The sequence below is a fragment of the Thermococcus sp. AM4 genome, from assembly GCF_000151205.2.
GTDB lineage: Archaea > Methanobacteriota_B > Thermococci > Thermococcales > Thermococcaceae > Thermococcus.
Map to the genome: position 1 here is coordinate 1672415 of NC_016051.1, position 26269 is coordinate 1698683.

The 26269-nt window shown below is 50.5% G+C and carries 34 protein-coding genes; 8 read left to right on the top strand and 26 right to left on the bottom strand.

Features of this window, described 5'->3' with window-relative positions; genetic code table 11:
- Positions 1-121: 121 nt before the first annotated feature.
- Together TAM4_RS09215 and TAM4_RS09220 are read left to right on the top strand one after the other, a co-directional pair.
- The gene (locus tag TAM4_RS09215; protein WP_014122974.1) at positions 122-868 is read left to right on the top strand and encodes a KaiC domain-containing protein; all 747 of its coding nucleotides are present in this window, start codon (positions 122-124) and stop codon (positions 866-868) included.
- A gap of 22 nt (positions 869-890) precedes the next feature.
- Positions 891-1436 carry a hypothetical protein gene (locus tag TAM4_RS09220; protein ID WP_014122975.1) on the top strand — a complete coding sequence of 182 codons (546 nt, stop codon included), beginning with the start codon at positions 891-893 and terminating at the stop codon, positions 1434-1436.
- Here TAM4_RS09220 and speD read toward each other — a convergent pair.
- A complete protein-coding gene (gene speD, locus TAM4_RS09225; RefSeq protein WP_048151025.1) occupies positions 1433-1852 on the bottom strand; it encodes an adenosylmethionine decarboxylase in 420 nt (139 codons plus the stop codon). The two genes, TAM4_RS09220 and speD, sit on opposite strands and share 4 nt — an antisense overlap.
- Before the next feature lie 332 nt (positions 1853-2184).
- Here speD and TAM4_RS09230 point away from each other — a divergent pair, with 332 nt between their 5' ends.
- Genes TAM4_RS09230 through TAM4_RS09240 form a run of 3 tightly spaced genes read left to right on the top strand, consistent with a single transcriptional unit; the run spans position 2185 to position 5427 of the window.
- Positions 2185-3120, top strand: coding sequence for a protein translocase subunit SecF (locus tag TAM4_RS09230; RefSeq protein ID WP_014122977.1), 936 nt, complete (start codon positions 2185-2187; stop codon positions 3118-3120).
- Entirely contained in the window at positions 3120-4703 is a 1584-nt protein-coding gene (locus TAM4_RS09235; protein WP_048151032.1) for a preprotein translocase subunit SecD, read from the top strand. Before TAM4_RS09230 ends, TAM4_RS09235 begins: the two co-directional genes overlap by 1 nt.
- Positions 4704-4740: 37 nt before the next feature.
- Positions 4741-5427, top strand: coding sequence for a TrkA family potassium uptake protein (locus TAM4_RS09240; RefSeq protein ID WP_014122979.1), 687 nt, complete (start codon positions 4741-4743; stop codon positions 5425-5427).
- Here the strand turns inward: TAM4_RS09240 and TAM4_RS09245 are convergent.
- Together TAM4_RS09245 and TAM4_RS09250 are read right to left on the bottom strand one after the other, a co-directional pair.
- Entirely contained in the window at positions 5424-6761 is a 1338-nt protein-coding gene (locus TAM4_RS09245) for an acetate--CoA ligase family protein (RefSeq protein WP_014122980.1), read from the bottom strand. The genes TAM4_RS09240 and TAM4_RS09245 overlap by 4 nt on opposite strands.
- Positions 6758-7741 (bottom strand): hypothetical protein, encoded by a 984-nt coding sequence (locus TAM4_RS09250; RefSeq protein WP_014122981.1) that lies wholly within the window; start codon positions 7739-7741, stop codon positions 6758-6760. Before TAM4_RS09250 ends, TAM4_RS09245 begins: the two co-directional genes overlap by 4 nt.
- An 87-nt stretch (positions 7742-7828) precedes the next feature.
- Between TAM4_RS09250 and TAM4_RS09255 the strand changes: the two genes are divergently transcribed.
- Complete coding sequence (locus TAM4_RS09255; RefSeq protein WP_014122982.1) at positions 7829-8665, top strand: NAD(+) kinase; 837 nt, start codon at positions 7829-7831, stop codon at positions 8663-8665.
- Here the strand turns inward: TAM4_RS09255 and TAM4_RS09260 are convergent.
- The 7 genes from TAM4_RS09260 to TAM4_RS09290 form a co-directional block, all read right to left on the bottom strand.
- On the bottom strand, positions 8662-9669 hold the full coding sequence (locus TAM4_RS09260) for a flippase-like domain-containing protein (RefSeq protein ID WP_014122983.1): 1008 nt from the start codon (positions 9667-9669) through the stop codon (positions 8662-8664). The genes TAM4_RS09255 and TAM4_RS09260 overlap by 4 nt on opposite strands.
- A gap of 3 nt (positions 9670-9672) precedes the next feature.
- Entirely contained in the window at positions 9673-10842 is a 1170-nt protein-coding gene (locus TAM4_RS09265; RefSeq protein ID WP_014122984.1) for an RsmB/NOP family class I SAM-dependent RNA methyltransferase, read from the bottom strand.
- Entirely contained in the window at positions 10811-11329 is a 519-nt protein-coding gene (locus TAM4_RS09270; protein WP_014122985.1) for a DUF3201 domain-containing protein, read from the bottom strand. The genes TAM4_RS09265 and TAM4_RS09270 overlap by 32 nt, the downstream gene beginning before the upstream one ends.
- Positions 11330-11375: 46 nt before the next feature.
- Positions 11376-12290 carry an LEA type 2 family protein gene (locus TAM4_RS09275; protein WP_048150525.1) on the bottom strand — a complete coding sequence of 305 codons (915 nt, stop codon included), beginning with the start codon at positions 12288-12290 and terminating at the stop codon, positions 11376-11378.
- Positions 12291-12341: 51 nt separating this feature from the next.
- Entirely contained in the window at positions 12342-13805 is a 1464-nt protein-coding gene (locus TAM4_RS09280; protein WP_014122987.1) for an NAD(P)/FAD-dependent oxidoreductase, read from the bottom strand.
- A 126-nt stretch (positions 13806-13931) separates the two neighbouring features.
- Positions 13932-14525, bottom strand: coding sequence for a hypothetical protein (locus tag TAM4_RS09285; protein ID WP_048150527.1), 594 nt, complete (start codon positions 14523-14525; stop codon positions 13932-13934).
- A gap of 1 nt (position 14526) precedes the next feature.
- A complete protein-coding gene (locus TAM4_RS09290; RefSeq protein WP_048150530.1) occupies positions 14527-15315 on the bottom strand; it encodes a hypothetical protein in 789 nt (262 codons plus the stop codon).
- A gap of 223 nt (positions 15316-15538) precedes the next feature.
- Here TAM4_RS09290 and TAM4_RS11690 point away from each other — a divergent pair, with 223 nt between their 5' ends.
- Positions 15539-15862, top strand: a complete 324-nt coding sequence (locus TAM4_RS11690) for a hypothetical protein (RefSeq protein WP_148258681.1) — start codon at positions 15539-15541, stop codon at positions 15860-15862.
- On the opposite strand, the gene TAM4_RS09300 is transcribed toward TAM4_RS11690, so the two are convergent.
- From TAM4_RS09300 to TAM4_RS09350, 11 genes are all read right to left on the bottom strand, one after another.
- A complete protein-coding gene (locus tag TAM4_RS09300) occupies positions 15857-16201 on the bottom strand; it encodes a hypothetical protein (RefSeq protein ID WP_158306674.1) in 345 nt (114 codons plus the stop codon). The genes TAM4_RS11690 and TAM4_RS09300 overlap by 6 nt on opposite strands.
- A 5-nt stretch (positions 16202-16206) precedes the next feature.
- Positions 16207-16725, bottom strand: a complete 519-nt coding sequence (locus TAM4_RS09305) for a hypothetical protein (protein ID WP_148258683.1) — start codon at positions 16723-16725, stop codon at positions 16207-16209.
- Positions 16722-17303: a hypothetical protein gene (locus TAM4_RS09310; RefSeq protein ID WP_048150542.1), complete on the bottom strand. Its 582-nt coding sequence runs from the start codon at positions 17301-17303 to the stop codon at positions 16722-16724. The genes TAM4_RS09305 and TAM4_RS09310 overlap by 4 nt, the downstream gene beginning before the upstream one ends.
- Before the next feature lie 33 nt (positions 17304-17336).
- The gene (locus TAM4_RS09315) at positions 17337-17882 is read right to left on the bottom strand and encodes a hypothetical protein (protein ID WP_048150545.1); all 546 of its coding nucleotides are present in this window, start codon (positions 17880-17882) and stop codon (positions 17337-17339) included.
- 5 nt (positions 17883-17887) lie between these two features.
- Complete coding sequence (locus tag TAM4_RS09320; protein ID WP_048150547.1) at positions 17888-18445, bottom strand: hypothetical protein; 558 nt, start codon at positions 18443-18445, stop codon at positions 17888-17890.
- Positions 18446-18493: 48 nt separating this feature from the next.
- Positions 18494-19069 (bottom strand): hypothetical protein, encoded by a 576-nt coding sequence (locus TAM4_RS09325; RefSeq protein ID WP_048150552.1) that lies wholly within the window; start codon positions 19067-19069, stop codon positions 18494-18496.
- A 13-nt stretch (positions 19070-19082) separates the two neighbouring features.
- A complete protein-coding gene (locus tag TAM4_RS09330; protein WP_048150554.1) occupies positions 19083-19661 on the bottom strand; it encodes a hypothetical protein in 579 nt (192 codons plus the stop codon).
- A gap of 164 nt (positions 19662-19825) precedes the next feature.
- A complete protein-coding gene (locus tag TAM4_RS09335) occupies positions 19826-20110 on the bottom strand; it encodes a hypothetical protein (protein WP_158306675.1) in 285 nt (94 codons plus the stop codon).
- Between the two features lie 26 nt (positions 20111-20136).
- Complete coding sequence (locus TAM4_RS09340) at positions 20137-20655, bottom strand: hypothetical protein (RefSeq protein ID WP_048150559.1); 519 nt, start codon at positions 20653-20655, stop codon at positions 20137-20139.
- 82 nt (positions 20656-20737) lie between these two features.
- The gene (locus TAM4_RS09345) at positions 20738-21256 is read right to left on the bottom strand and encodes a hypothetical protein (RefSeq protein WP_048150562.1); all 519 of its coding nucleotides are present in this window, start codon (positions 21254-21256) and stop codon (positions 20738-20740) included.
- Positions 21257-21259: 3 nt separating this feature from the next.
- Positions 21260-21889: a hypothetical protein gene (locus TAM4_RS09350; RefSeq protein WP_193386077.1), complete on the bottom strand. Its 630-nt coding sequence runs from the start codon at positions 21887-21889 to the stop codon at positions 21260-21262.
- A gap of 21 nt (positions 21890-21910) precedes the next feature.
- Between TAM4_RS09350 and TAM4_RS11740 the strand changes: the two genes are divergently transcribed.
- Complete coding sequence (locus tag TAM4_RS11740; protein WP_158306676.1) at positions 21911-22318, top strand: hypothetical protein; 408 nt, start codon at positions 21911-21913, stop codon at positions 22316-22318.
- A gap of 156 nt (positions 22319-22474) precedes the next feature.
- On the opposite strand, the gene TAM4_RS09360 is transcribed toward TAM4_RS11740, so the two are convergent.
- From TAM4_RS09360 to TAM4_RS09380, 5 genes are all read right to left on the bottom strand, one after another.
- Entirely contained in the window at positions 22475-23182 is a 708-nt protein-coding gene (locus tag TAM4_RS09360) for a hypothetical protein (RefSeq protein WP_014122993.1), read from the bottom strand.
- Between the two features lie 4 nt (positions 23183-23186).
- Positions 23187-24104 carry a hypothetical protein gene (locus TAM4_RS09365; protein ID WP_014122994.1) on the bottom strand — a complete coding sequence of 306 codons (918 nt, stop codon included), beginning with the start codon at positions 24102-24104 and terminating at the stop codon, positions 23187-23189.
- A 123-nt stretch (positions 24105-24227) separates the two neighbouring features.
- Positions 24228-24794 (bottom strand): hypothetical protein, encoded by a 567-nt coding sequence (locus TAM4_RS09370; RefSeq protein ID WP_048150574.1) that lies wholly within the window; start codon positions 24792-24794, stop codon positions 24228-24230.
- 6 nt (positions 24795-24800) lie between these two features.
- Complete coding sequence (locus TAM4_RS09375; RefSeq protein WP_148258685.1) at positions 24801-25424, bottom strand: hypothetical protein; 624 nt, start codon at positions 25422-25424, stop codon at positions 24801-24803.
- 291 nt (positions 25425-25715) lie between these two features.
- Positions 25716-26243, bottom strand: coding sequence for a hypothetical protein (locus tag TAM4_RS09380; RefSeq protein WP_048150580.1), 528 nt, complete (start codon positions 26241-26243; stop codon positions 25716-25718).
- Positions 26244-26269: the final 26 nt, after the last annotated feature.

The window sequence follows — 26269 nt, forward strand, 5'->3', positions numbered from 1 at the left end:
TTCGAAAATTGGGGGTTAAAAGTCATGGGATATGTGGACTTTTCTAACCCTACGTAACCTTTTTAAGACCTTTTGCGTAGAGCCTAATGGTAACTAAAGGTTACTAAAGGGGGTGACGCTCATGATCAGGAAGGTCAAGACAGGCATTCCCGGCATGGACGAAATCCTTCACGGGGGAATCCCCGAGAGGAACGTCGTCCTGCTCAGCGGTGGGCCGGGAACGGGGAAGACGATATTCAGCCAGCAGTTCATATGGAACGGCCTCCAGATGGGCGAGCCCGGCATTTACGTCGCCCTCGAGGAGCACCCGGTTCAGGTGAGGCAGAACATGGCCCAGTTCGGCTGGGACGTCAGGAAGTACGAGGAGGAAGGCCTCTTCGCGATGGTTGACGCCTTTACCGCTGGAATCGGCAAGAGCAAGGAGTACGAGAAGTACATCGTCCACGACTTAACCGATATCAGGGAGTTCGTGGACGTCCTTAGAACCGCCGTTAAGGACATAGGGGCCAAGCGCGTTGTCATCGACTCGGTTACGACGCTCTACATCAACAAGCCCGCGATGGCGAGGAGCATCGTCATGCAGCTCAAGCGCGTCTTAGCTGGTCTCGGGGTTACGAGCATACTCGTGAGCCAGATAAGCGTCGGCGAGCGCGGATTCGGCGGTCCGGGAGTTGAGCACGGTGTTGACGGCATAATAAGGCTCGATTTGGATGAGATTGACGGCGAGCTCAAGCGCTCACTCATAGTCTGGAAGATGCGCGGAACGAGCCACAGCATGAGGAGGCACCCGTTCGAGATAACCGACAGGGGAATCGTTGTCTATCCTGACAAGGTGCTGAAGAGGAAGACGGTAGTCTCACTCGAATGAAAACTGGAGGGGGGTGAGAGGTATGGAGGTCCCGCTGAACCCGATTGGGAGGGAAGAAATCCACAGGCTCGAGAGCATACTGCTCTTCGCGACTCTCTTCAGGCCCGAGGTCATAGAGCTCATCAAGGACCCGGCCGAGAGGCTCACCTGGGTGGACAGCCTCGCCGTTGCAGCTGGAGCGATAGCGAGGGAGAAGGCTGGCATGACAGTCAGAGAAATCGCCGAGGAACTCGGCAGGACTGAGGCCACCATAAGGAAGCACCTCAAGGGAGAAACGAAGGCCGGCCAGCTCGTCAGAGAAACCTACGAGCTCATAAAGCAGGGCAAGCTCGATGAGCTGGTTAAGAACGTTGAGATCCTCGCCAAGGGCGGTCAGCTCGTCGCGCTCGAGGAGTACGAGAAGCTCAAGCGCGAGAAGGAAGAGCTAGAGGCCAAGGTGAAGGAGCTCGAGGAGAAGGTCAAAGCCCTCGAAGAGGAGAACAGGGCACTAAAGGCGAAGCTTGAGAACGTCAGAAAGGTCCTCAGCGACGCGCTCGATAGGATAAGGGAAATAGAGAAGCTTCTCTAACTCCCGTTTCCGTTTTTCCTTAGGCTCTCTTCCCAGGTCATTATCATGTGGGTGAAGGTGTCGTCGTCTTCCTCTATACCGCGCTTTATCTCGGAGACGTGGGCGTACTTGGCCTTGAGCTTGTCGAGGATGTAGTCAACGGCCTTCTCGGGCTCGGCCTTGGTTCCGCAGGTGTAGACGTCCAGAGCCGCGTAACCCTTCTCCGGCCAGGTGTGGATGGAGATGTGGCTTTCGGCGACGATGACTACGCCGCTGACGCCGGTCGGTGAGAACTTGAAGAAGTAGCTGGATTTGACCTCCATGTTTCCTACCTTCGCCGCCTCGAGGAATATCTCCCTAATCCTGTCAGCGTTACCGAGGATCTCGGGATCACAGCCAGCGGCCTCAACAACGTAGTGGAACCCGATGGTCTCGATCTCGCTCATGGCTCTCACCCCGAGGAGAGGCTATGACCTTCCCTTTTTAAAGTTAATCCCAAATTGAGGAGTTTTGAGCGGGCTTTTTTGGTTTTAACCGGTTGAGATCTGGCCGGTAATCCATAGAACTGTTAGTTTCTGGCAGTTTTCGAAATTTAATGGAAGTTTCTGGCTAATAGGTGATATTGCCCGCCATCTGGCTCAATTTTGGGTTTGGCCCTCTCTTTCCGGGCCGATTGCAACCACTAATTTTAAAACTGGCTGGCCTTCATTATCCGTAGTGGTTCAGAGAGTGATCACTGCCCTTTGGAAAAGAGCAGTGGGGTGTTGGTATGGGAACCAAGAAGCAGAAAACTAAGAAGAAACCCTCCGATGAAATACTCGAGACAAAGCGGAAACGGCTCTCCTTCCTCGTGAGGATGGAACCGCGGAAAATGATCCTTTATCCGCTCGTCGTGTTTTTAGTGGCGGCTTTGATTCTGGTCGTCCACTTCCCGGAGAAGGGCATAGACCTCAAGGGCGGTGTGGTTATAACCGTCTACCACGTTTCGGCGTCTCCCAACGAGCTCGCGAGCTACGTTAAGGAGAAAACTGGAATAGACGTTAGGGCAGAGGAGTTCAAGGACCCTATAACCGGCCTGTCTGGAATAAGGCTTTACGCCCCCGCTGGAACCGATCCAGACAAGATCTCGAACGTCATAAAGCTGAAGTACAAAGATGCGGACATAACGCCCAGGGTCGTTGATCCGACATTCGGAAAGATCGCTCAGAAGCAGGGCATCAAGGCCGTTGCCTACGCCTTCATAGGAATGGCGATAGTCGTCTTCCTGTTCTTCCGCGATCCCGTTCCGTCAGGCACGATAATCTTCTCGGCCTTCTCGGACATGGTTATCGCTTTGGCCATAATGGGGCTCCTTGGAATAAAGCTCACCACCGCCACCATAGCCGCGCTGCTGATGCTCATAGGTTACACCGTCGACAGCAACATCCTCCTGACGACCCGTTTGCTGAGGAGAAAGGAGGACACGATTGAAGACGCCTACCTGAGCGCGGTCTCGACCGGTTTCACGATGAGCACGACCACGCTGGGTGCCCTCTTCATCCTGTGGCTCGTCTCGACCTCCGAGGTCATCGACAGCATAACCACGGTCCTCATCTTCGGCCTCCTCGCCGACTTCATGAACACATGGATCTTCAACGCCGGCGTGCTGAGGTGGTACATAGCCAGTCCCTTCAAGTTCTCCATAAAGCTCAGGAGGGGTAAATGATGGCCCGCAAAAAAGGTGTTAAAGCCCTGCTCCTCAACTGGAGGGTTCTCCTGCTCATACTGTTCCTCATCGGCTCGATAGTTTCAATATCAACCAAGGGGCTAACCTACGGTATCGACATAGGCGGTGGAGTTGCCCTCATAGCCGAACCCGAGAAGCCGGTCAGCAAGGACACCCTCAACGGCATAATAACCTCCCTCCAGAACAGGCTGAACACCTTCGGTGTCAAGGACATCACCATCGAGGCCCAGCACGATCCCGAGACTGGGCAGAGTTTGATCGTCGTCAAGGTGGCGAACGTCACCCTCGACGAGGCGAAGCAGATAAAGGATCTCATCGAGAGCCAGGGTGTTCTGTACTTTGAGTTCAACGGCGTTGTCTTCGCAACAGGTGCCGACGTTACGGTCCACTCGAGCGACTACGGCCTTGACCTCCAGCAGTGCCCCACCTGCTGGTACGTCGGCTTTGAGCTGTCCGGAAAGGCTCAGGAGAGGTTTAAGGAGGTGGCCTCTGGTAAGCTTGGGTGGCCGATTGATATTTACCTCGACCCGCCGGTGAACTCGCTCCTCGTTGTCTCGCCGAGGGTTTACCAGGAGATGAACTCCCAGGACTTCATGGGAGAGCCTGAACCGGGCACTGGAACTCCGAAACCGCTCGTTGAGAGGCTTAAAGAGGCGTTTAACATTACGGTAATTGAGTATCAGAACCAGAGTGCTGAGGAGATCGTTGATAACGCCACGGCCTTGGGCAAGGATAAGATCATCCTCGCCGACGTTCCGGAGAAACTGTACACCGAGGTTAAGGATCTGGTGGTTTCGAGGAACCTGAACCTCAGGGTTTCCTATTACAGCCTTCAGCAGGGTGAGGACTTGAAGGACTTCGTCAAGAGGATCCTCAACCTCTACGGGCCCTACGTCCTGAGGTTCAACCCGGCCGAGGGCGGCGCAACCAGGCTCAAGCTCAGTGGAAGCGCGCCCACAAAGGAAGAAGCTTTACAGGAGGCCAAGAAGATATACAGCGTTCTCAGGAGCGGCTCTCTGGCAGTTAAGCTCCACGTGGTCAGCGAGGAGTACATCTCTCCAACCCTCGGGGCGAGCTTCAAGGAGCAGGCGGCCATAGCGGGAATCGGCGCGCTCATAGCCGTGCTCCTCATAGTCTACTTCCACTACAGGCGCTGGAAGATAGCCATTCCCGTTGCAAGCACGAGCCTCTTCGAGGTCACGATAATCCTCGGTATCGCTGCCCTCATCCGCTGGAACCTCGACCTTCCGAGTATAGCCGGTATCATCGCGGCAATAGGTACTGGAGTTGACCAGCAGATCGTCATCACCGACGAGCTCCTCGGCGGAGCGATGGGAGGGGTAACGAGGAGGATGAGCGCCCTCAGGAGGATGGCCAGGGCGTTCTTCGTTATCTTCGCCTCGGCAACGACCACCATAGTGGCAATGAGCTTCCTGTTGGTCTACTTCGTCGGAACGCTCAAGGGCTTCGCCTTCACGACAATACTGGGCGTTCTCATAGGAGTCCTCGTTACGAGGCCGGCATACGCCGAAATAGCCAAGTACCTGCTCTCGCTCGAGTGACCCTTTCTTTTTCCACGTTTCCCCGGTGGTGATGGTTATGTTCGTTGTGATAATGGGTGCCGGTAGGGTCGGCTATCTGGTTGCCAAGATGCTTGAGGAAGACGGCCACGACGTTACCGTTATCGAACTCGATCGGAGGAGGGCCCAGGATTTATCCCTCGAGATAAACGGGCTGGTGATAATGGGCGATGCCACCGATCCCAAAACCCTTGAGGAGGCCAACATAAAGCAGGCCCACGCCTTCGCGGCCTTAACGGGAAAGGACGACGCCAACATACTCGCCTGCATACTCGCCAAGAACCTGAATCCAAACATTTACACCGCCTTGAGGATAAGCAACCCCAAGAACAAGAGGATCTTCGAGAGGGTTGAGGACCTCAAGAAGTACTTCAACTTCATAATCTCGCCGGAGGAAATAGCGGCGGAGTACATCTCGCGCAACATCTCAACCCCGGGCTTTGACAGGGTTCTGTTCCCGAGGGAGGGGGCCGAGATAGTTCGCTTTGAGATAACCCCCGGGAGCTGGGTCGCTGGGAAGACCGTCAAGGAGCTCAACCTTCCGAAGGACGCGCTCATCGTCGCCGTCTACGACAAGAAGGGCAACCTCATAATACCCTCCGGTGACACCAGGCTTCCGGAGGAGGGTTCCCTCATAGTCTTCGCCAAAACGGGCGCCCTCGACGACGTGAAGGAGCTGTTTGAGAGGGTGGAAAAAAGGGACTAGTTTTCTTCCTTTTTCCTCACCGCCAGCCACGCCAGGGCCTTGGCGGCTCGCTCTGGCGTTGGAAAGTTCTTTATGGAGTGCTCCTCCAGCAGTTTTACTCCCTCCCTGACAAGCTCGCCGGCCATGAAGTTAACCACAACGGGCTTGTCGCACTTCGCTTCGATTACGGCTTTGGCTATCTCCTCGCTCGGAATGAAGATCGGCGGGACGCAGATTACCAGGAGGGCATCGACGTTCTCGTCGCGGCAAACTGTCTCAATCGTCCGCTTATAGCGCTCGTAGTCCGCGTCCGCTATCAGGTCAATCGGGTTTCTGGTGGAGCACTGCTCCGGAAGGAAGGAGCGGAGCTCTTGAACGGTCTTTTCGCTCAGCTTTGCAATCTCAAGGCCGAGCCTTTCGAGCTTGTCCGTCGCGAGAACTCCGGGGCCGCCTGAGTTGGTTATCACAGCGACCCTCTTTCCAGCTTTCGGATACATCTCGAAGGCCTTCGCGGCGTCAAAGAGCTCCTCCATCTCCTCGACCTCTATCGCCCCGGCCTGCTTAAACGCCGCCCGATAGATTTCATAGCTTCCAGCCAAGGAACCGGTGTGGCTTGCCGCCGCCTTGGCCCCGCTCGCGCTCTTGCCGGCCTTGAGAACTATAACCGGCTTCCTCTCGCTCGCGTAGCGGAGAGCTTTGAGGAACCGCCTTCCGTCCTTAACGCCCTCGATGTAGAGGGCTATCGCCTTGGTGTTCTCATCGTCCGCGAAGTACTCCAAAAAGTCGCTCTCGTTCAGATCGGAGGCGTTTCCATAGGAAACGAAGGCCGAAAAGCCTATTCCCTCGTCGTTGCCCATCGCAAGGGCAGCTCCTCCAAAGGCCCCGCTCTGGCTGATTAAAGCTAACCCACCGGGCTTTACGCGAACCTCGAAGGAGCCGAAGAATTTCCCGTGGACGCCGAAGATTCCGGCGCAGTTGGGGCCTATAACGCGGACGCCGTGCTTTTTAGCTCTCTCAACCAGCTCGCGCTCAAGCTCCTCGTTCCCAATCTCCGAGAATCCGGCCGAGATAACGACGGCGCCCTTGATCAGCGGGCCTATCTCCTCTATGAGCGAGGGCACCAGCCGGGCGGGGATGGCTATTATTGCCGTATCAACTGGCTCTTCGAGCTTTTTTCTGATCTCGAACGTTTTCCCTGCCACCTCAACGCTTCCACCCTTCGGGTTCACTGGGACTATCTTCCCCTCAAAGCCCCCCTCCACGATGTTCCTCAGTATTTCGTAGGCTATGGCCCCTTTTTTAAACGATCCGAAGACGGCAACGCTTCTCGGATAAAAGAAGAAGTCGAGGCTCATTTTCTCCACCTCCTCAGGGCTATGATGACCGTTATCAGACCGCCCAAAACAACGGGAAGTGCAATCCAAAGGCTGGAGGATTCCTCAACGGTTATCTCAACGCTCCCGTTTTTCTCGGACCCTCCAACAACCTGCGGAAACCTTTCGGACAGGTTTACTTTAGCCTTCCACTCCCTCCGGAAGAGCCCCTCGTGGTACTCCAGCCTGGGCACGAAGTAGCCGTGAAGCTCCGTGACGTTGCCCCTCCTGGTGTAGGTCACGTTCCTTGCCCCTGGCAGTGATGGAAGGCCTTTTCCGCAGAGGTAGGTTGCGTTGAAGAACACCTTCCCCTCCTCCGGTGAATAGTGGAGCTCTATCCTCAGGGGTTTGCATGGGGCGGGGCTTACACTTTCCCCCGGGTTCTCCGCGGAGAGTCCGATCATGGGGAGGTAGTCCGCTCTCTCCCAGATCAGAACGTTCTCGGCCCTGTCAGCGGGGGAGGGAAAAGTGTAGGCGACCGTCCAGTTCTCCGGCAGGACGATGATTATCCTTCTGAACAGGAAGGAGTACACCTTTCCTCCCGCCACGAAATCGAGGGGGCCGGAATAGGGACATTCAAGTCCCTGTTTACCCCTTACGAGGAACGGGACCAGGTAAAAGCTGATCCTCGCGCTCCAGTTGCCTGTAACCTCCACGGGGCCCGATGGGGAAATGTAGACCGTGAAGTTTTCGTACCTCTCTCGGAAATCCTCCAGCAGGTTCCGGTAGATGAGATCCTCCACGAGCTTTGTGAAGTCCGTTTCGTTCTTCACCAGTTCGCGGTAGGCTGGATTGATCAGCCTCGCTGAGATCTCGAAATGGGCACCTCCACTGGGGTCCACCTGGATGAGCATAACCGCGTCGAAGATGTCCTGCCCGCTCTTTCCGCTGACGGGCTGAACCCAGGCCGTTCCGAGGAGAACCAGTGCCAGGATCAGTGCTGTTTTTCCCTTCGAGCTCATCGTTGGGCTTTGGACGGGCCCCACAAAAACTTTGCGGGTCGAAAATCTTAAAGGGATGGCGGGGTATGCTATTGCTTAGGTGGGGCCATGAGGTTTGGTGTCGTTGCCAGAAGGGACAGGGAGGCCGCTCTGAAGCTGGCATACAGGGTTTACGACTTTCTGAAGGTGAGCGGCTACGAGGTTCTCGTCGACAGGGAAACCTTCGAGAACCTTCCTGAGTTCGACGAGGGCGACGTTGTTCCCCTCGAGGAGTTCGACGTCGACTTCATAATCGCGATCGGCGGGGACGGTACGATACTGAGGATCGAGCACAAGACGAGGAGGGACTTCCCGATCCTCGGCGTGAACATGGGTACCTTAGGCTTCCTAACCGAGGTGGAGCCTCACGAGACCTTCTTCGCATTGAGCCGGCTCCTTGAGGGTGAGTACTGGATAGACGAGAGGATGAAGCTCAGGACTTACCTGAACGGCGAGAACTCCGTTCCTGATGCCCTCAACGAGGACGCGATCCTCACCGGAGTGCCGGGCAAGATAATCCACCTCAAGTACTACGTTGACGGGGGACTCGCCGACGAGATAAGGTCCGACGGGCTGATAGTCTCGACACCAACGGGTTCGACCGGCTACGCGCTCTCTGCCGGAGGCCCGTTCGTTGATCCGAGGCTTGAGCTCTTCGTTATCGCACCCCTCAACCCCATAGCCCTGAGCTCAAGGCCTATGGTCGTGCCCTCCTACAGCGAGATAGAGATCGTTCCCCTCCCCCCGGAGAGGGAGCTCATTCTGACCGTCGACGGCCAGTTCTACACCAGATTAAGCCCCGACACGGAGATCAAAATAAAGAAATCGCCGAGAAAAGCGAAGTTCGTCCGCTTCTCCCACGAGATCTATCCGAGGTATCCCTTCCGCCTTAAGAAGAGGTTTTAGTCTTCCTTGGGTTTCAGGCCGAGATGCGTCACGACGATCGTTCCGAGTATCAGCGGGAGCCAGAAGGATATTATCCTGTCGAGTATGCTCGACGTTACCGCCATCTCCCTCGTGACGCCGAGGGCCACGTAAACTCCCGAGGTTACAGCCTCCGTTATTCCAGCCCCGCCGGGGATCACGCTTATTATTCCCACCGTCGTGGCTATCATCTGAACGGTAACGACCGCCAAGAGACCTATTTTGTAGCCGAGGCTGACGAAGACGAAGTAGTTCCTCAGCACGACGAATGCCCAGGTCAGGAATGAGTAGAACGTGGAGAGGAGGAAAGTTTTCTTGTCCCGGACCACTATCCTGAGCCCTTCGGTGAAGTGGGGGATGTTCGTGTCCACAAGGTTGTGGAACTTCTCCTCGTGCTTTTTGATCTTAGATGGGATCAGCCTCGCCAGGAGGTTGAATATCATGTAGAGTATCCTCCTGACCCTGCGTTCGCTCGTTATGATGAGCGTTGCCAGCCCTGTTAGTCCTACAAGCATGAGGGTCAGCAGGAGTATGACGGCGAAGAGCCCCGTGAAGCCGAGCGAGTAGACGTAGATCGCCGCTATGACGAGCATTATCATGACGGGGATCAGATCGAGTATCCTGTCGGCGGTAACGGTCGCGAATAGCCTCCCGTAGCTACCGTTGGAGCGCTTCACTAGGTAGTACACCCTGAAGGCCTCGCCGCCGCCCCTGGCTCCGGGGGTTATGTTGTTGAACAGGACCCCAATGAAGAGCGCCGCTAGAGTATCCCTGAACCGGACCTCTATCCCGAGACCCTTTATTATGACGTGCCACCTCAAGGCCCACGTGACTATCCCGGCGAAGTACATGAGAACCGCTACGATGAGGTAGTAAACGTTGGTTCTCCTCAGCACGCGGAGTACCCCTTCCGTTCCCGCCCACCACACGAGGGCGACGATGATCACAACGCTCGCTATGAAGGGCAGGGCTTTTCTCCAGTTCATCCCTCACACCTTCCTGAGCCTTGCTATGAAGAAGCCCTGGGTTAAATGCCTGTTTGGATAAAACCGCTGAACCTTTTCAATTCCCAGCCCCTCGGAGCCTATGAAAACTGCCTGCTCCTCCAGCTTTAGGCCCTTCTCCAGCATGAACTTCACGTTGGCCTCGTTCTCCTCGTAGCTCAGCGTGCAGGTCGAGTAGACGAGAACCCCACCCGGGCGGAGGGACTTTATCGCGGCCCAGATGAAGGCCCTCTGGTAGCGGGCCGTCGCGATTATGTCCCTCGGCGTCCTGCTCTCCCAGAGCTTCGGCCTTATTCCCAGGGCGGTGCACGGGGCGTCGAGGAGTATCTTATCGGCCTGAAGACCGAGCTCCGGCAGCTTCCTCGCGTCCATCCTGATGAGCTTGACGTTCTTGACGCCGAGCCTTTTCAGTTCCTCTTCCATCTTCCTCAGCCTGTTCCTCGACTTGTCAATCGCGATGATTTCACCCCTGTTCTGGAGGAGCTGCGCTATGTGGCTCGTCTTTCCGCCGGGAGCGGCCGCCATGTCGATTATTAATTCTTCCTCGCTCGGCTCGAGGACGTGGGCGACCACCATGGACGGCAAGCTCTGGGCGTAGAAGAGGCCCTCCTTAAAGCTCTCCAGCTCGCTCAAACTGGGAAGTTTGAACTTTGGAGTCGTAACCTCAACGGCCAAACCCCTCGTTGAAACTATCATCTCCTTGGCGCTCATTTTGGCAATCCCAATCCCGACGAGAAGTCCCCTCGGGTCCCTAATCTCGACTTCGTCGCCGGGCTTTATGCTCCTGTCCGCCTGAAGAACGCCGGGAGCGTAGAGGTTCGCCCCCTGGTAGACGCTCTCGCTCGCGAACTTGTTGGCCCTGACGACCTTCAGTCCGGGCTCGTAGTCGTCTGGAAAGTTGGGGCCTTCTCGCTCGAAGTAGATGCCCTCCTTGAGGTAGGGGCTCCTCTTCGGCTTCAGCCCCTCCCGCCTGAGGATTCGCATCAGCTTCTCCCTGCTCGTCTTGAGGGTGTTCACTCTGATATAGTACTTTTTGACCGGCGTTCTGAGCGATGCCATTATCCCCTCCGCCTCTTTGCCAAAGAGCTTCCGGTAGTACTCTTGAAGCTCCGCCGGAAAGGCCTCAAAGGTCGAAGATTTCCCATTCCTTTCCAACGTCAATCAGCCTCTCAAGGCCTTTTTTGAGCGCCTCAACGCTCCCGAAGTTCGCCTCGAACTGGAAGACCTTCTCCTCGCTACCCTCAATTCTCTCAAGGACTTCCCTCGGCGAGACCCTTCCGTCGCGCCTCCAGTTGTAAACGTCGCTCAGGAAGTTCTCGCTCCCGTAGATGAAGCTCCTCGGGAAGAGTTCAAGGAACAGGCTCAAAAAGCCCTCGCTTATCCTCTCCTTTGGAACGGCAACGACGAAGTAGTAGCTCTCAGGCGTCGCACCTACCTCAATCTGGGGCTTTACCTCGAAGGCCGGGTGCGGATAGTTCATCCGCTCCCACTCGCCGTCGAGGAATATGTAGGCCCCGAAGACTTCCTCTACATCTTCTACCTTGAAGCCCTTCTCCGGAAGCTCGGCCTTGAGTTCATCGTTGAGCGTGAAGATGTCCTCCCACAGCCTGTTGAGAAACTCGTGAATTTCCTTAACGTTCATCTATCTCACCGGAAGAAAAGGGTGAGAAGAGTTTAAAAATTTGAGCTCAGACCTCGGAAAGCGCCCGGTTTATCTCGCCCATGATGTCCGTTTTCACCGTCTGGTTGATCGTCTTGAGCGTCACGTCCTTCGTTCCGGAGAAGCCCGGCACCGAGATCTGAATCCTCATGAACACCTCCGCCCTCACGGTGCTCGTTTCGTTGTTCCTCACGTGCATCTCCCAGGCCTTGGGGATGTTCGACACGAGAACATAGGTTTTGACCGGCAGTTTTACCGTTCCACCTGCGGGAATAACGGTCGTTCTGACGGACTCGCCTTCCCCGATCTTCAGACCGTTCACCCAGACCTTATAGCCCGTTTTGAGTATCGGTATCGGGTACGGGTTGGGGTTGTACAGGACGAGCTCCGTCACGAAAACCGCCTTGTTGCCCTCTCTGCCCTCGTACCTCACCACGGTGTCCTTCAGCTCGGGAGTTTTGAGTATCGAGAGTCCCGCCACGCTCTGGCTCGGGGCCTTGAGGTGGATCTTTTCGAGGATTTTTTCGTCTATCTCCCTGCTAACCTCGATCCTCTTGGAGAAGAAGAGCACCTTCGGCCTGGCCACGATTGTCAGGTTTCCGCGCTCCCCGTTTTCAAAGTACTTCAGGATCGCGTCGATGATCTTCTCGTTATCGATTTCAAGGCTGGCCCTGACCTCGGTCCCAAACGGGGAATACCCGAACTCGCCGAGCTTTCCGATTTCCTCCCCCATGAACAGGAACTTCAGCTCTTCGATGCTGAGCGGGACCAGGAGTGGCCTTTTGAGGGTTACATTAACCTTGATTTCAGTCGTTTTCTCGGAGACCGCCCCCCACGCCACCGAGACCTTTGGGGAGGCGCTGTTCAGCGCGTACGCAACGTATCCTCCCCAGATTACGAGGATTATAAAGGCTATTCCAATGACCCTTCCGATCATTCCCATGCTCTCACCCGTGTTTTATTTTGCGGCATTTTGACTTAAGCTTTTTGAATTTTACGTCAATTCCTCGATTATTTTGCGCCAGTTGTCCGGTTTTCTGAAGTCCTTCTCCGTGTAGAGGCCCTCCTTCTTGAGTATTCCCCTCGCCGCCAGAAGTCCGGTAGCGGCCGCGTTGACGATGTCCCTGCTCAAACCGGCTCCGTCGCCAGCGGCGAAGATTCCATCGATGCTCGTTTCAAGGTTCTCATCGACCTCGACCTTCATTGCGTAATACTTGATTTCCGGCGCGTAGAGGAGAGTGTGGTCGCTGGCAACGCCGGGTAGAACTTTATCGAGCTTCTCAAGGCCCTCTATGATGTTGGTAACAACGCGGTGCGGTAAGGCCATCGCGATGTCGCCGGGCGTTACGTTCTTCAGCGTCGGCTCGACGTCGCTCCTCCTTATCCTTGCCCACGTGCTCCTCCTTCCCCTCCTCAGGTCGCCGAGGCGCTGAATGAGGGGCTTTCCACCGCCTATCGTTGTTGCCAGTTGAGCTATGCTCTTGCCGTAGGCCGTCGTGTCCTCGACCGGCTCGGTGAGCTCTATCCTGCTCAGGAAGGCGAAGTTGGTGTTGTTGCTCTTCTTCTCGTGCATCGAGTGGCCGTTTACGCCGACGTAGCCGTCGTAGCGCTCCTCGACGACGAAGCCGTTCGGGTTGGTGCAGAATGTCCTCACGAAGTCGTCGTAGGTGTCTGTGTAGATGTGGAACTTGGGGTCGTGGTTTATGCTCGTTATGGGCTCCATCACTATCGCGGGAACCTCGACGCGGACGCCAACGTCAATCGGGCCGTGACGGGCCTTGAGGCCTATTTTCTGAGCCACCTCATGGAACCAGTCCGCTCCACCCCTGCCGGGGGCGACGATTATGTAGCGGGCCTTAATCTCGAAGACGTCCTTTCCTCTCCTCACCTTCACCCAGCCCTTCCCGAACTCCAGTGCTTTCGTCCAGAGGAGGAACCTCACACCTTTGCTCTCGAGGTGCCGCTTGATGTCGTCTATGACATCTGGCGTCCTGTCCGAACCGATGTGCCTCTGGATTATCGGGATGAACTTGACGCCGGCCTGCGCCGCCCTCTGCTCCCAGTATCTAACCTGCTCCAGGTCGCCCTTGTAGAGGTTCCTCGGTGCCTTGTGCCTCAGAAAAATCTGGTCGACCTCCCAGACGAGTTGCCAGGCGTAGTTCTCGTCGTTCGTCAGCTCGCTTAAATCGCCTCCGATGTCCGGGCGGAGGTTTATCGTGCCGTCGCTTAATCCGCCGGCTCCTCCAACACCGCTCATTATGTGGCAGGGCTTGCACTCTATGCAATAACCCAGCTCGAACATGGGGCAGACCCTCTGCTTGACGTCACCGCCTTCGTCGATGACGAGAACGCTCAGATCGCTCTTTTCAGCCAGCTCGTAGGCCGCGAAAAGCCCGGCCGGGCCGGCTCCGATAATAACAACGTCGTAGAACCTTCCGTTCCCATCTTCGGAGACCATATTTCCCTTACCGAGCTCTATGGCTTCGGCCTTAAAAATCTTTTGGCAAGTTTTTGGTTAATTGTGCGTATATTGGGCGATAAAATGTACACAAAAATGGCGAAACAGAGCGGAAAATCATTTGAGTTAGGCGTTTAATATCCAGTCTTTCCTCTCCATTGACTCTTCTGGCTGGGCTGATTCCCCCGTTATCCTCGGCAGGTCGTGCTTGATCCAGAGGGCGGTTATGATGTAGTGATAGATTAGGGGTGGGATGGATACCGTGGAGGGTTCGGTTTCAAGGAAGGCTAACGGCGCCAGAACGGCGATGGAGACCTTCCACAAGCGTATGGCTGGTTTTCGAACGTTTTTAGGGAGAAAGATAACGGTAAAATAGAGGGCTCCCATAGCGAGGGAAATTGAGGGGAACAACCCGAGGCCCGTCACCCAAGAGATACATGCAAAGAAAACTGCCACTGATGTTCCGATGAGGCCGAATAGGATTGTATCCTTGGTTGTGATTGTTTCTCCTTTGATTTTCCACTTTGCCAAAAAGAGTTCCACAATAAAAACCGATGTCGGAAATAAAGCCGAAGCCCTGACTAGGGTGACAGGAATCAGCTCTCCAAAGATCAAGATGGTGAGGGACCAGTGATAGGATTTCGTCCGCCATAGAAATAGTAACGAGATAACTAAAAAGAAATACAGTGAAACCACCAGGAATGTGTTCAAGTCCACCATGTTAATCACCCTCGGCTGGCATGTTTGGTTGAGTTTTCTCTGTTATTCTTTGCGTATCGTGAGCAGGGAATGCAACGGCTTCATCCTCTTTCCCCTGGTATCTAGCGCTTTTAGAAAATCCAATCAACGCCAGCAAGACGGTCCATGTAAACGGGACAATAAAGGTCAGGAGTAGGAAGTCCGCATTGCTTTTTGTATCCACGCTGATTTGCATGTTGATGAGCAGGTATATAAAAACGGGAAAGAGGATAGTCCCCTTGCCACTTTTGGCATTCTTCGATAATTTGACTATTTTAAGAAGGATCGTAAAGACGGTTAGGTATGCTAGTATAATGAGGAATTTTCCGAATGAAGACATCTGTGAGTCCTTCAAGAGCTTGTACGTGGCCTCAAATGTGGAAAGTGCAGTCAAAATTATCAGAAACAGCCTTTTCCAGGGGGTTAAGTTTGAAATTGCCTCGGCAAGGCGGCCAGTCCAGTCCACGTCCCTTAGGTCAAGGTACAACGAAAACCACAGTGCAGAGAGAATTAAAACGAACGGTTTAGCCACTATTGGAACCACCGTGACCATCCCAACTCCAAATAAGATCAGAAAGAATAGTCCGGCGAGCAGTTCGCCTTCTTTAGTTATGAAATCTATCGCAGAAACCATTAGGAAAATACCCAACGGCAACGTCCACAGGCCGAGAATGTATCTGTTTGGGGTGTTTTCATGGTATAGGATGAGCGTGACTCCAATCTGAAAAAGGAGAAGGGCAGGAAGGGATTTTCTCAAGCCCGGGCCTTTCATTGTGTTCACCCTTCCGCGCTTCGTTGATTACACCATCAAATTGTAACCCACGCACTTTTTAAGTGTTTTGAATTGCCTTGGGGGTATAAACAAAGAAGAAATGGGTCCTACTTGTCCCTATTGGCCGTTTCGCTTGTTATCTTCCCGCCGGGACGATCTGAGTGCCCTTATCACTGTTCTAAAAAGTTTCTCCCACGTGATGCACCTCCATTCGCGTGCGAGTTTGTATCCCATTGTCCACAGGGAGAACACCGTTGCAAACACGATTAATCTGAACGGTATGGAGTATGGTCTGGCGAAGATGATGTACGGACCAGATAGAAGAAGGACAAATACCAGACTGAGGGGCGTACTGTTCTCATCCAGGAGCAACAGGAGCGTGACGAACAACAATAATAGGCCCAGGAAGAGTATTTCTCCTATACTAAAAGACCCCCTGGACAGGAGAGTCATGAAAATTAAAGTTGAGATGGAAAGAAAGATAATAGAGCGCAGGCATTCCCCTCTCATCCTAATCACCATTCATGTTCGGAACCTTGAGTTATAGCTTCTTTAGTATGCCTTTGCTTATTAAGCACTTCTCTGCACTTTCATAGCCCGTTTTCCAGAGGTATGGGAGGGTGAGGAGTAAGATAAACCCAAACGCTCTTGAATACGCTTTGGGGTGTATCATGTGATGTATTATGATGGGACAGAACAAAATGCAAACAATTATCAACCACAGTGCAGTGCCCCATCCTCCAATTAAGCCCAACATTGCAAGAAATACTGGCGCTAAAGTTAGGAACACTCTACCTTCGAAGTCGAGGGGCAAACTAAAGAAAAAAACTCCCATCATTGCCGTAGAAACTAAAAAGGAGATGAGTGAACGCCTGCATTCCTTCATCATTCTCACGTCCTCCCGGGTTTTTGGTTCTCGTTAATGAACTCGTTGAACTCTTCAAACATGAGGTATCCCCCAGCCACCAGCGTTACTGCGGCGATAGCCTCGATCCAGTTTGAAGCACGGATTCCCTCGATAAACGGGTTCATGGAAAAGAACCCAAGGAGTAGGATTCCAAAGTACCTCAACTTTGAATCCGAGTTCTGGGTTACTGGTCCCTTGCTTAGACCATAGCGAACCAGTAGCACAAAGCCTTGGAGCGCAAGCAGGATCAGCAGTAAAAGACCTGCTCCAGTTAGCCCGATAATGAGAACACTGACAAATATTACGGCCAAATTGACCACGAGAAGAGTTCTGGCAAAGTTGGAATGATTCATGCCCCTGTGGTGTAGCATTCCTAGCATAGCAACCCAAACGTAAAGCACTGAAAGACTCACGCTGGCAAGAGTTAGGGCCACTTTTATGCCCGCGGAAGCATAAAGGAGGAAAAAGGAGACAAGGTACACAACAACACCTGCCCATCTCATTGACGGTCCCTCTTTGAGTTTTCTGTGAAAGTCACTTGGTTTTTCTCCCACCCCAAACATTCTAACGAATTTTCAAACGCCTTATAAATTAGATAGCCACCCAAGAGAGCCGGAAGGAGAAAAACAAAAACCCATACCGGATTGGAAGCCCTTTGGGCTATTGAGATGTCCGCTATCCACTGGAAGAACCATAATCCCCGCACCGTTCGTGGTGGATACTGAAGTTTCTTCCCTATCCTCGACAGTTTCCACTTGAAAACCAAAACTATGGCAGGGAATGTCATGAAAAGCCCGAACACCTCTGTTATGTTCAAAACGGTATCCCAAGCTCCAAAACTCAACCCTAAAATCAGAAGGCTTACAGTGAAGATTCCACCGAGAAAGAGAACAACTCTCCTTTGGAATTCGTTAGCTCTCCCCGAACTCCCGAGAGCCATAAGGCTCAACCATGGAACAAGCACTGTCAGATTTGCTGAGAGAACGTAAATTCCTCTAAGGGCTCCAAAATGGGAAATAAGGACAGAAGAAATGAAGAGGGAGGCAACTCCATAGAGCATCATGCTTTCATGTCTTTTCATAGTTGACCCCTCTATGGTCTCTCTTAGGTGCCCTCAAGTTGCCATACTATCACCTGCACGTTTAGCCTCTATGAATCCGAGGATTATCAGGTAACCTCCAATTAGGCCTGGTAGTAAGTACAGAAACACTTTTAGCGGCTCGTCAGACTTAACGGCGAGAATGCCTGTATCAATCCACTGAAACACCCAGAAGTACTTTGCATCGGTTGGGGGATAACTGAGTTGTTCCCCACTTCTTTCCCTACTCTTCTTTGCACAATACATGGGAGCAATAAAGAGCAGATACCATGCCAAAAATGAGACAATTACCCCGGTTACTTTCTCAAAATCATTGTAGACGAGGGCTATTACTCCCAAGGCGACTACTGACGAGAGGAGAGATGTCAATATGATGAGCTTGATTAGCAGATTTTTCCCTGTGCCTCTGGACCAGAGGGCTATTGTTCCCCACATGGGGATGAACATCACGTTTATTGCGAACACGTACAGCCCGCTTTCAGGCCCTCTGACCTTCACCATAATAAGGGAGGACAAAAGGATAAGAAAAAATCCCGAAAGGAGACTTTTAACGAACCCCACTTGGATCACCTCGAGCAGCTGCCTCGATACTTTTGTTCTCCCAATCCTTCCATCTCTCTAAACGTGCAGTAACAACCCCACAGTATCCCAGTTGAGACCAAGAGACCGAGCACCCATGAACCACCGAAATGAACGCTTCCAATGAATGTTATTGCCGCTATTATCACGACAAACAGCTTTATGTATTTAGCTGTGCTTTCTACCCTTTTCTTATTCATGTCTGGATTCTGGCATATCATGTTAATCTTGGGTGCGATATGCCCCACGAGCATAGCTGGTCCCGCGAACCATAGGAATGCATAGAGGGCGTACAAAGAATCTTTGAATCCCCAAATGTACCAATCCAAAATGAAAAAGGAGGATACAAACCCCAGAAAGAGTTTACCCAGCTTCCAAAAAACCTCTCCTTCGGGTGTTGTCCTGTATCTGAAGTAGCACCACCCGAAGAATAGCGCCACTACTGAAGTTGCCGTGAACAAGGAGAGTTTGAGGTCTACACGTATTCCGAGAAGAATGATAGAAAAAATGAGGACAGAAATTCCGATGTAGTTTTTACTGGTCATCACGACGCCCCCAGCCAGTTTTGATATCCCTAATGAAAGCTTTGGACTTCACGTTATCTTCGGTCCCTCCGTCATTCTCGGTAAGTCACGCTTGAGCCATAGGATAAAGAGCGCCACGTAAACTATTATAAAGGGGAGAAGTTGGCTTTGAAGGCCGAACACCTCTATCAACGTCCCCATGGAAAGAAGCACGAACGGAATTTTGGCGTAGTAAAACACCCTCCTGCTCTTTCCGTAGCTTATAGCAATGAAAACGTAGAGAAGCCAGTAACCCATCAGAAGCGAGAGGGACCAGCCAGCGCCTGCCCGTTTAAATAAAAACACTAGGAACAAAACCATGAGATAACCCAGAATCACATCGCCAACACTGCTCTCGTCATCTGAAGATTTCCTGAATGGGCGTTCGTACTGTATGTAAAATAGATAAGCTGGAAGAAGTGCCAGTAATGAGCCGTACACGAGAGTGCCGAGGATGTCTCCAGTGTGATAAAGGAACGAGGCAAAGATTGAGGAGAACACCAAAAGCGAAAGGGCCCTCTGGTAAAATCTCGCCTTTAACGCCGTTATAACACTAACAAAGAGGAAAGAGTAGAGGATAAGATACGAGATTGCATCGGTTCCCATGCTCACACCCACCTCATGTTATTCTTGGAGGTTTTGTCATCCGGGGCAACTCAACTTTCAGCCAGAGAGCAGTCATAAAGTAGTGTAACACAATAACGGGTATCACATATATTGAAATGTCAAACTGCTCCACCAAAGCAAGGGGAGCAAGCAACGGATAGGGGAGTTTGAGCAGATAGTAGTATTTCCGATACTTTACATCGGGTGTTTTCTTGAATTCGAGGTAAAGAAGACACGCCAGATAAATGCTTCCGTATCCTATGAGCGTTGCCACGATGATTCCAGATCTATAAAATAGCACAAATCCCACCAAGGCCACTATTAATGTGATCCAGCTATGACTCCCTTTAACATTTTCCTCGCGTGGGCTGTTGTATTCAACGTCAAAAAACGTCGCAGTTACAAAAGTAAAAATCCCTACCATGAGAGCTGCCAGGAGAGTATCAACATGGTTGATTGATAGCCCTTTCAAAAAAGAAATGAAGATTTCCCCGAAAATCAAAACGGTTAATGGTCTGTGGAGTGACTTAGTCTTGAATAACGCGCCCATTGATATTAAAAGGAAAATATAACTGGGATAGATCCAATTCATAGTCTATCACCTTTATGACTTCAGAGGGGTCATTACAGGGCCCCTCTTGCTTTTTAATTCTCTTCGCGTTGTACTATCCCATTCCCGGAGAGGATATATTTGGATTTTCTGCCGGTCAGATTCTTTCCCTCATTAGTGTTCCTGCCTTCCAGCATTAGTAAAACTTAGGGAGATGTAGCGCCCTGGCACTTATCCCTCACCCACGGGATTGTAATTCCAATTAACCCCGCCACAAAGATAAATATCGAGAGGGAAAACTCAACTGACCTATTGGCAAGGGGATAATTCAAGAGTATTCCAAAGATGGAGTACCAGATGAACAGATCGAACAGCTGTCTAACCGACCCCTTGGCGCCCGAGGTGTAGTAATAGCCCATTAAATGTAAAACGAGCCAGTAGGTATGCTTGTCAGGCTCTAATCTTCTTCCTGTGGTGCATATCATCCACACCACCAGCACTCCCAGAGAGACTCCTATTACGGTTCTGATAGCTTGGAAAACCCCAAAATGAATGCTCTGATACAGTAAAGAGGAAGGATCAAGGTAAACCACAACTTCGATAGTTTTCCCGGCTGGTTGTCTTTGTCGGATTCATCACATTTCAAACTTTCCCAGTCCACAGCAAAGTATAACCACATTGTTCCAATCAAAGTTATAGGCATTATGAAACCCCAGAAGTGCAGCTTTGAGGTGCTACTATCAAATAGTGCAAACGGCAATGTGAAGAGAATCCAAATCCCCCAAAGTTGCCGTGCTATCCCGCGTTTTCCAGAAAGGAACTCGTGAAGACTATCAGCTCCCAGCCCTGCATACGGTTCTTCGTATGCCCTGCATTTCAATCTATTGAGAATGCCGTACACAAAAATTACTAAGAGCACGCCAGAACAGGTAAGAACTGCGGACTTAAAGGCATCCCTGTATCCGAACTCGATTCCTTCCCAGATGAAAATAATGGTTAGAGGAATGAGACCCAAATAGATTGAACGTCTCTTCATCTAAATTCCTCCTTCATGTGAGTTCAAGTATCAACGGTTTGAACCATCCGTTCCACATGCTTAAAGCTTACAGTCCCTTCACTTACTTTTCCTTGTCTCCAGCGTTTTTAAACTTCCTGAACTCTGTAGAGAGGACGTAGATAACGTATATCACAGTTAGAACAACTGCTTGTATTCCGAAAATTATATGGTACCATGCCACGATGGAGAATGGGGGGAGTAGCACTATTAATAGTGCCTTTGCTGGGCTCTCCTTTAGTTTTAGATTCTCCGTTAACTCCTTCAGAAGAACGAGCACGCTGTCGATCTTAAGCAACGGCAGGAACAGCCATGCCAGCCACAGAATCGTTGCGAGACCACCTAAAAACTCCATCCCTGCTATCACTGCTGCTGTCGACAGCCATAATGGAGCAAAGACCTTTACTTCAAATCCAAAACGCTCATCCTCCAACCACGGGAGCATTATAACCAGTGCCGTTAAATACAGGTTCAGCTGAAGCAATGGATAGGCAGTTTTTGAGTAGCTGTCTCCGGTGGAAAATAAATAAACCAAGGATAGCAGGCCGATAGCGGTTGGAGTGTACCTGAGCAGTCCTTTCACACATCATCCCCCCACGACGTCGTTGTTATCATTACCCTTGTCTGGATTCGGTCCAAAGAGCCAGTCATGAAGATCTGCCCCTATAAGGAGAATCGAGAGTATGCCACCGGCTCTTTTTGCCATTTTTGTTCCGAGTTTTCCGCTTCCTTTTAGGAATATATAAGCTACTGCGGTGTATTTTCCAGCGTCGATGTCATCTTTGATGTCGTTGTAAAAGTTTTTAACTTCATTAATAATTCCTCTATCTTTAACCATCACTAAGGTCTCCGAAGTTACATTGTTATCAAAGATGAACCTGACCTTATATGTGTATCCCGCAAACCTGTCCTTGTATGAACTGAGAAATCTGTCTACGGGGTCCCACGGACGTTCCTCGAAGTAATAGTTAGCAAAGTCGTCATCCAGCCTGAATTCTAGTTTGACTGTCCTAGAGGGAGTTAGTGTAGGTCCTTTCACCAGATTTACACTCGATAAATCAACATCCCACACCTTTTTTGTCCCAAACCATACCTCTTTTAGTGTTAGTGAACTGAGAGTAGTCTTTGGATTCCACGAAGCCACACAGGTAATTTTGTCCCCTGGGAAAACCTCCAACGGACAGTCCAAATTAGGTGATACTATCGAACCCCTCACTCCCACCTTCACCTCGTTCCAGTGTTCTTCTCCGTTGCCGTTGGGCTTGCCGTCCGTGTTGTCGATAAAGAGCCCAAGATAAGCATTCCTGAGTATAGTATGCTCACAAGTTGTAAATACAGACTACCCAGGTTGATCCCGTCGATTATAATTGCAAACGTTGACGGTAAAAATGTAAACATAAAAGTATGTACCTTCTTAGTTGGGGCAATCTTGAATCTACTTAGGACGACGCTCCACATTGCCAATGTTTTGTCTGCTAAGAGCCAGGGAATAAACATAATAAGGAGCCACAAGATTGGATTTTCAAGACATGCCGCTGCAAAGTTTGTGATAGCAATCCAGTGGGGGATAAAAGTTGTTATTTCAAAAAATTCTCCCAGTCACTGGACCAAAACAATATTCCAAAGGCCAAGCTCCAAAATATGAGGGAGAGCAAGGTGTAGTAAAATTGGCTGTTTGTACGTTCTCCCCACCAAAAAGTAAAGATGATTGAAAAAACAGAAACAATAATCACTGCACCTCTTTTGATTGCATTCCTCATAGATCATCCCCTACCACGTTGTTGTCATTCTCCCATATGGATCACTCATGTGGTAATGTTTCATCTCTTTTCACAATACTTAATTCAAGTATTATCCAAAGTAGAACCAAATCCAGTAAAAGAAACGACCATCTAGCTCCATCAGCAAAAACCATAACAACCAATGCATGATACGCTACTGGAGAAAGGAACGTAATACTAGACATTCTCCCTGCTTTTCTTTCGATTGTTACTGCTTCCTCATCGAAAAGTTCCTTTAAGAGCCCATATAGAACTCCCCCTGCTCCAACTGCGAAGGAAAGCCAGGCCCAGCCCCCAAATCTCAGCGTTAGCCCAAGCATGAACATTAGTGCCACTATCATGTTGATAAATACTGTATATTTCCTGTACACTGGGCAAATGAGGATAAAGATGCCACCGTACAGGAGTAGGTAGCCGAGAAGCACTGGCCCAACTCCTTTAGACCCTCCAACCAGTGGAGTGAGGGCCAGCAGGGGAGCCAAACTGATGTAGCTAGAGAGTATTTTGAGCTTTAGTATTTCGAACGGATAGGAACGCTTGAAAAGGAGAGCACTTAAAAGCGACGGCACGAGCAGTGCAAAAAAGATGAAGTAGCCACTAACAATACCATCCCAGTAAATCCGTTCCTGGTAGTTATCTGAATATATAAAAAAGCCTAACGATGTAACAAACATATATCCTAAAATATAAAAGAGCAGGGAAAAGGTATAGTGATCACGCTCTCCCATTTTCTCACCCCCCGGTCACGTCGTTTCCGTCAGACCCATTATCTGGTGTAATCCCTGTCTTGTGTTTGTAACGAAGATACACTTTTTCAATTAAAAGCTTAAACCAGTTCAGGGATTCTGAGTCCACCAAAGCCTGTCCTGCAACCCCACTAGCCCCACCACTAAGGGCACCAGCCAGGATGCCCCCTCCACCAAAGTACGCAACTGCCATACCAATTGTTGCCCCCGATATTGCTGCGGTTCCATAGATATATATCGTCTGAACAATGGAATTTGCTTCGGTTATTTCCACAATATCACTTGCTGGTGGTAGGTTTGTGAAGTATACTTTAACTAGATAGGGAGAGTATTCTGGAAGCTTGTAGTTAAAAAATGGATCTCCAAACAATAAAGTGGCTATCCCATTTACGGTAAAAGTCAGTGACACATTGTTGACTCCATGAGGGGGCACTGTTATTGAGACTTGGTCAATTGTCGCAGCTACTGTATCTGTGCCATTCCAAATGACATTGTTTCCAAATACGACTTTTGTTATTCTTGTGGAAAAGACCTTGTTTCCGGTATTCCAGACTTTTATCTTGCACTGAGTCGGTCTTTCATCATTTTGTGGCACGCTCTGAGGGCAGTCTAGAGTTGCATATACCGAGCTTATTGGTTTCACTTCTACCTTCACCTTCCTCCATTTTTCTTCTCCGTTGCCGTTGGGTTTTCCGTCCGTGTTGTCGATGAAGAGTTTAAACGTGTGGTTTGCGACTCCATAGAGGGTGTACGAAAAGCTAAAACTCTTTTCTCCCCTGGCTGGAATAGTGTATACCCCACTGCCCCCCATCTTAACTATAACGGCTCCATCCTCATCCTCGATGAATCCACGCACGTCCAGCTTATCAGGCCTGTAATTCCTGACCTTCACCGTGAAGTACACTCTCCCACCACCCGTCAACTCCCTGGGAACGCCTCCAACTCAACGGCAAACTGCTGATTGGCTTTTCCAATATTAATTTCCCGCTTCATGAGTCCTCCTCATTCTTCTGTTCATTGAGCACAATTAAGTTATCCTTGGAGGCCTCCATATTCTCGGGAGATCGAACTTCAGCCATAGGACGAAAACAACCAAGTAAGCAATGAGGAAAGGTATTAGTTCCCTTTGAAATCCAAACTCCTCGACTAAGGCACCCCACGATAAGACAACATAGGGAACTTTAAGGAGATAAAAGGCTCTTCTATTTTCCCTGTGGTCTATTAGTAGCATTAAATGGAACACCCAATAGCTAGCTAGAAGGGAAAGAATCCAACCAGCACCATGAGACTTAAGAAGCACTAGTATGAAAAATCCTAATAGGTACCCAAATATAACGTCACTAACACTTTCATTCTCTTCACGTTTAGAAAGGGGCCTTTCATATTCCAAGTAGAACAAATAAGAGAACAATGCAGATAGTGCTAACCACGAAATAACTGCGATATATGTGTTGTTGTATTCACTCCCAGCTATGAATGTTGATGAAAATACCAAAATTGCCAGTCCTAAATGGCAAGATTTTGTTTTAGCGCTTATAGCCATCACAAAAACAAGAGAAAGATAGAGGAACAACGTTGAAATTTCAACAACCATTTTAAATCACCACCTCTTTGTTATTCCCCTAATGAATCCTTGGGCCATCTTAAGAATCTCCCATGCTGTTTTTGCACGTTTGCCCGCTTTTGCTGCAATTATCACTTCTTTTAATGATTCCCCACCAGCAATAAATGAAACAATAAATGAACCAATGTCAATAACAACTACACCATACACGGTGTTGCTTGTCTTCAATATCACATGACTCCTTACGGTGTAATTGTAACTCTTAGGAGCGTTGTTCATGAACTCGACCAAGTGCAACCTCATCGTAACTGGCAAGTCATAGTAACCGTAAACCCAGTAATTGGCAAGGGCTCTGAAATCACTAATCGAAGCGCTGAACTTTACGTGAAGATAACCGCTCCTGTGAGCAGGAAAAGTCGTCGTCGACTTATCTGATATAACCGCCCTACTGTGGCTCATTGGGAAATCCACCAAAACACTAGAGTCTTTGAGCTGAACACCAACCTGCTGATTATGAGGATTAACAAAGCCAATTTTACAATCAACAGTTCCGCCATAGGTAGCGGTAATAGAATTAACTTGCAAAAACAAATCTCCGCATGAAACATTCGTAATCTCTAAGTAGGGATTACCATTAACATCTACGTACGCTGATGTCATGGTGAGTCCTCCGATTTTCAGGTAGAGAGTGGTGTTCTGGTATAGTGGGCCGATAGCTGTGAGTATGTGTGCTTTCTTGTGAGCGTAGATTTTTAAGTATCCGTCGCCGGTGATGGTGTAGTTTTGGGTTCTCCATGACTGTCCCCTCGGCCACCATACGTTTCCGGTGTCATCAAGAGCTCGAACGGCCAGGTTTGAGCGTAGTCGGCTGTATTTTCAACCGTAATGTAGACCATCGTCCAATCGCCCTGATCAATCTCCCCCGGAACAACCTCAAGCCATGAAACGGCATTAGGATTGGGGAGTGTCTGTCTTTTCCAGTCCCCATAACGTTAGGTAACTGCCGCCCAGTATTCCGATGGGGATTGCCAGGGTGAGTAACCATGATCTGGTGGAATGATAGATACCAAGGATTAGATCGAATGTGATTATAAAGAGGAAGAGTTTTTGGTATTTGGCGGCTAGTTTTGCTCCTTTCTTTTTTATTTTGTATCGTGTTTTAAATGCTAAAAACCATCCGAATGCGGCTGGTCCGCTAAGGTATGCAGCCGTATAGATCATTCCCAATGCGGGTTTGATGCCATGGCGGTGGTAGATGATTATCACGAGTATGATGATTAGGGTTAGGAGTGTTCTGTTTAGTTTTATGAACTTTGTCTCTGTGGGGTTCTCCGCGTTTTTGAGGAGGCTCCATCCGAGGAAGATGGATAGGATTGCAATTAGTATTTCTAATGCTATTTTTCCGCTCACCAGTACCCCGAGGGCGGCAAAGGAAAAAATAAGGAGGGAAACTCCGATTCCAAGCTCGCTATTTTTCATCACGGCCACCCTACTCCCTTGTGAAA

Coding starts and splice junctions, on each gene's coding strand:
- TAM4_RS09230 (WP_014122977.1), top strand. CDS start 2,185: ATGGGAACCAAGAAGCAGAAAACTAAGAAGAAACCCTCCGATGAAATA.
- TAM4_RS09220 (WP_014122975.1), top strand. CDS start 891: ATGGAGGTCCCGCTGAACCCGATTGGGAGGGAAGAAATCCACAGGCTC.
- TAM4_RS09250 (WP_014122981.1), bottom strand. CDS start 7,741: ATGAGCTCGAAGGGAAAAACAGCACTGATCCTGGCACTGGTTCTCCTC.
- TAM4_RS09380 (WP_048150580.1), bottom strand. CDS start 26,243: ATGAAAAATAGCGAGCTTGGAATCGGAGTTTCCCTCCTTATTTTTTCC.
- TAM4_RS09290 (WP_048150530.1), bottom strand. CDS start 15,315: ATGAAAGGCCCGGGCTTGAGAAAATCCCTTCCTGCCCTTCTCCTTTTT.
- TAM4_RS09280 (WP_014122987.1), bottom strand. CDS start 13,805: ATGGTCTCCGAAGATGGGAACGGAAGGTTCTACGACGTTGTTATTATC.
- TAM4_RS09370 (WP_048150574.1), bottom strand. CDS start 24,794: ATGGTTGTTGAAATTTCAACGTTGTTCCTCTATCTTTCTCTTGTTTTT.
- TAM4_RS09320 (WP_048150547.1), bottom strand. CDS start 18,445: ATGACCAGTAAAAACTACATCGGAATTTCTGTCCTCATTTTTTCTATC.
- TAM4_RS09375 (WP_148258685.1), bottom strand. CDS start 25,424: ATGACATCAGCGTACGTAGATGTTAATGGTAATCCCTACTTAGAGATT.
- TAM4_RS09305 (WP_148258683.1), bottom strand. CDS start 16,725: ATGAGATGGGCAGGTGTTGTTGTGTACCTTGTCTCCTTTTTCCTCCTT.
- TAM4_RS09215 (WP_014122974.1), top strand. CDS start 122: ATGATCAGGAAGGTCAAGACAGGCATTCCCGGCATGGACGAAATCCTT.
- TAM4_RS09360 (WP_014122993.1), bottom strand. CDS start 23,182: ATGGGAGAGCGTGATCACTATACCTTTTCCCTGCTCTTTTATATTTTA.
- TAM4_RS09255 (WP_014122982.1), top strand. CDS start 7,829: ATGAGGTTTGGTGTCGTTGCCAGAAGGGACAGGGAGGCCGCTCTGAAG.
- TAM4_RS09270 (WP_014122985.1), bottom strand. CDS start 11,329: ATGAACGTTAAGGAAATTCACGAGTTTCTCAACAGGCTGTGGGAGGAC.
- TAM4_RS09245 (WP_014122980.1), bottom strand. CDS start 6,761: ATGAGCCTCGACTTCTTCTTTTATCCGAGAAGCGTTGCCGTCTTCGGA.
- TAM4_RS09300 (WP_158306674.1), bottom strand. CDS start 16,201: ATGAAGGAATGCAGGCGTTCACTCATCTCCTTTTTAGTTTCTACGGCA.
- TAM4_RS09260 (WP_014122983.1), bottom strand. CDS start 9,669: ATGAACTGGAGAAAAGCCCTGCCCTTCATAGCGAGCGTTGTGATCATC.
- TAM4_RS09340 (WP_048150559.1), bottom strand. CDS start 20,655: ATGAAGAGACGTTCAATCTATTTGGGTCTCATTCCTCTAACCATTATT.
- TAM4_RS09325 (WP_048150552.1), bottom strand. CDS start 19,069: ATGGGAACCGATGCAATCTCGTATCTTATCCTCTACTCTTTCCTCTTT.
- TAM4_RS09285 (WP_048150527.1), bottom strand. CDS start 14,525: ATGGTGGACTTGAACACATTCCTGGTGGTTTCACTGTATTTCTTTTTA.
- TAM4_RS09330 (WP_048150554.1), bottom strand. CDS start 19,661: ATGAATTGGATCTATCCCAGTTATATTTTCCTTTTAATATCAATGGGC.
- TAM4_RS09235 (WP_048151032.1), top strand. CDS start 3,120: ATGGCCCGCAAAAAAGGTGTTAAAGCCCTGCTCCTCAACTGGAGGGTT.
- TAM4_RS09240 (WP_014122979.1), top strand. CDS start 4,741: ATGTTCGTTGTGATAATGGGTGCCGGTAGGGTCGGCTATCTGGTTGCC.
- TAM4_RS09310 (WP_048150542.1), bottom strand. CDS start 17,303: ATGAAAAGACATGAAAGCATGATGCTCTATGGAGTTGCCTCCCTCTTC.
- TAM4_RS09275 (WP_048150525.1), bottom strand. CDS start 12,290: ATGGGAATGATCGGAAGGGTCATTGGAATAGCCTTTATAATCCTCGTA.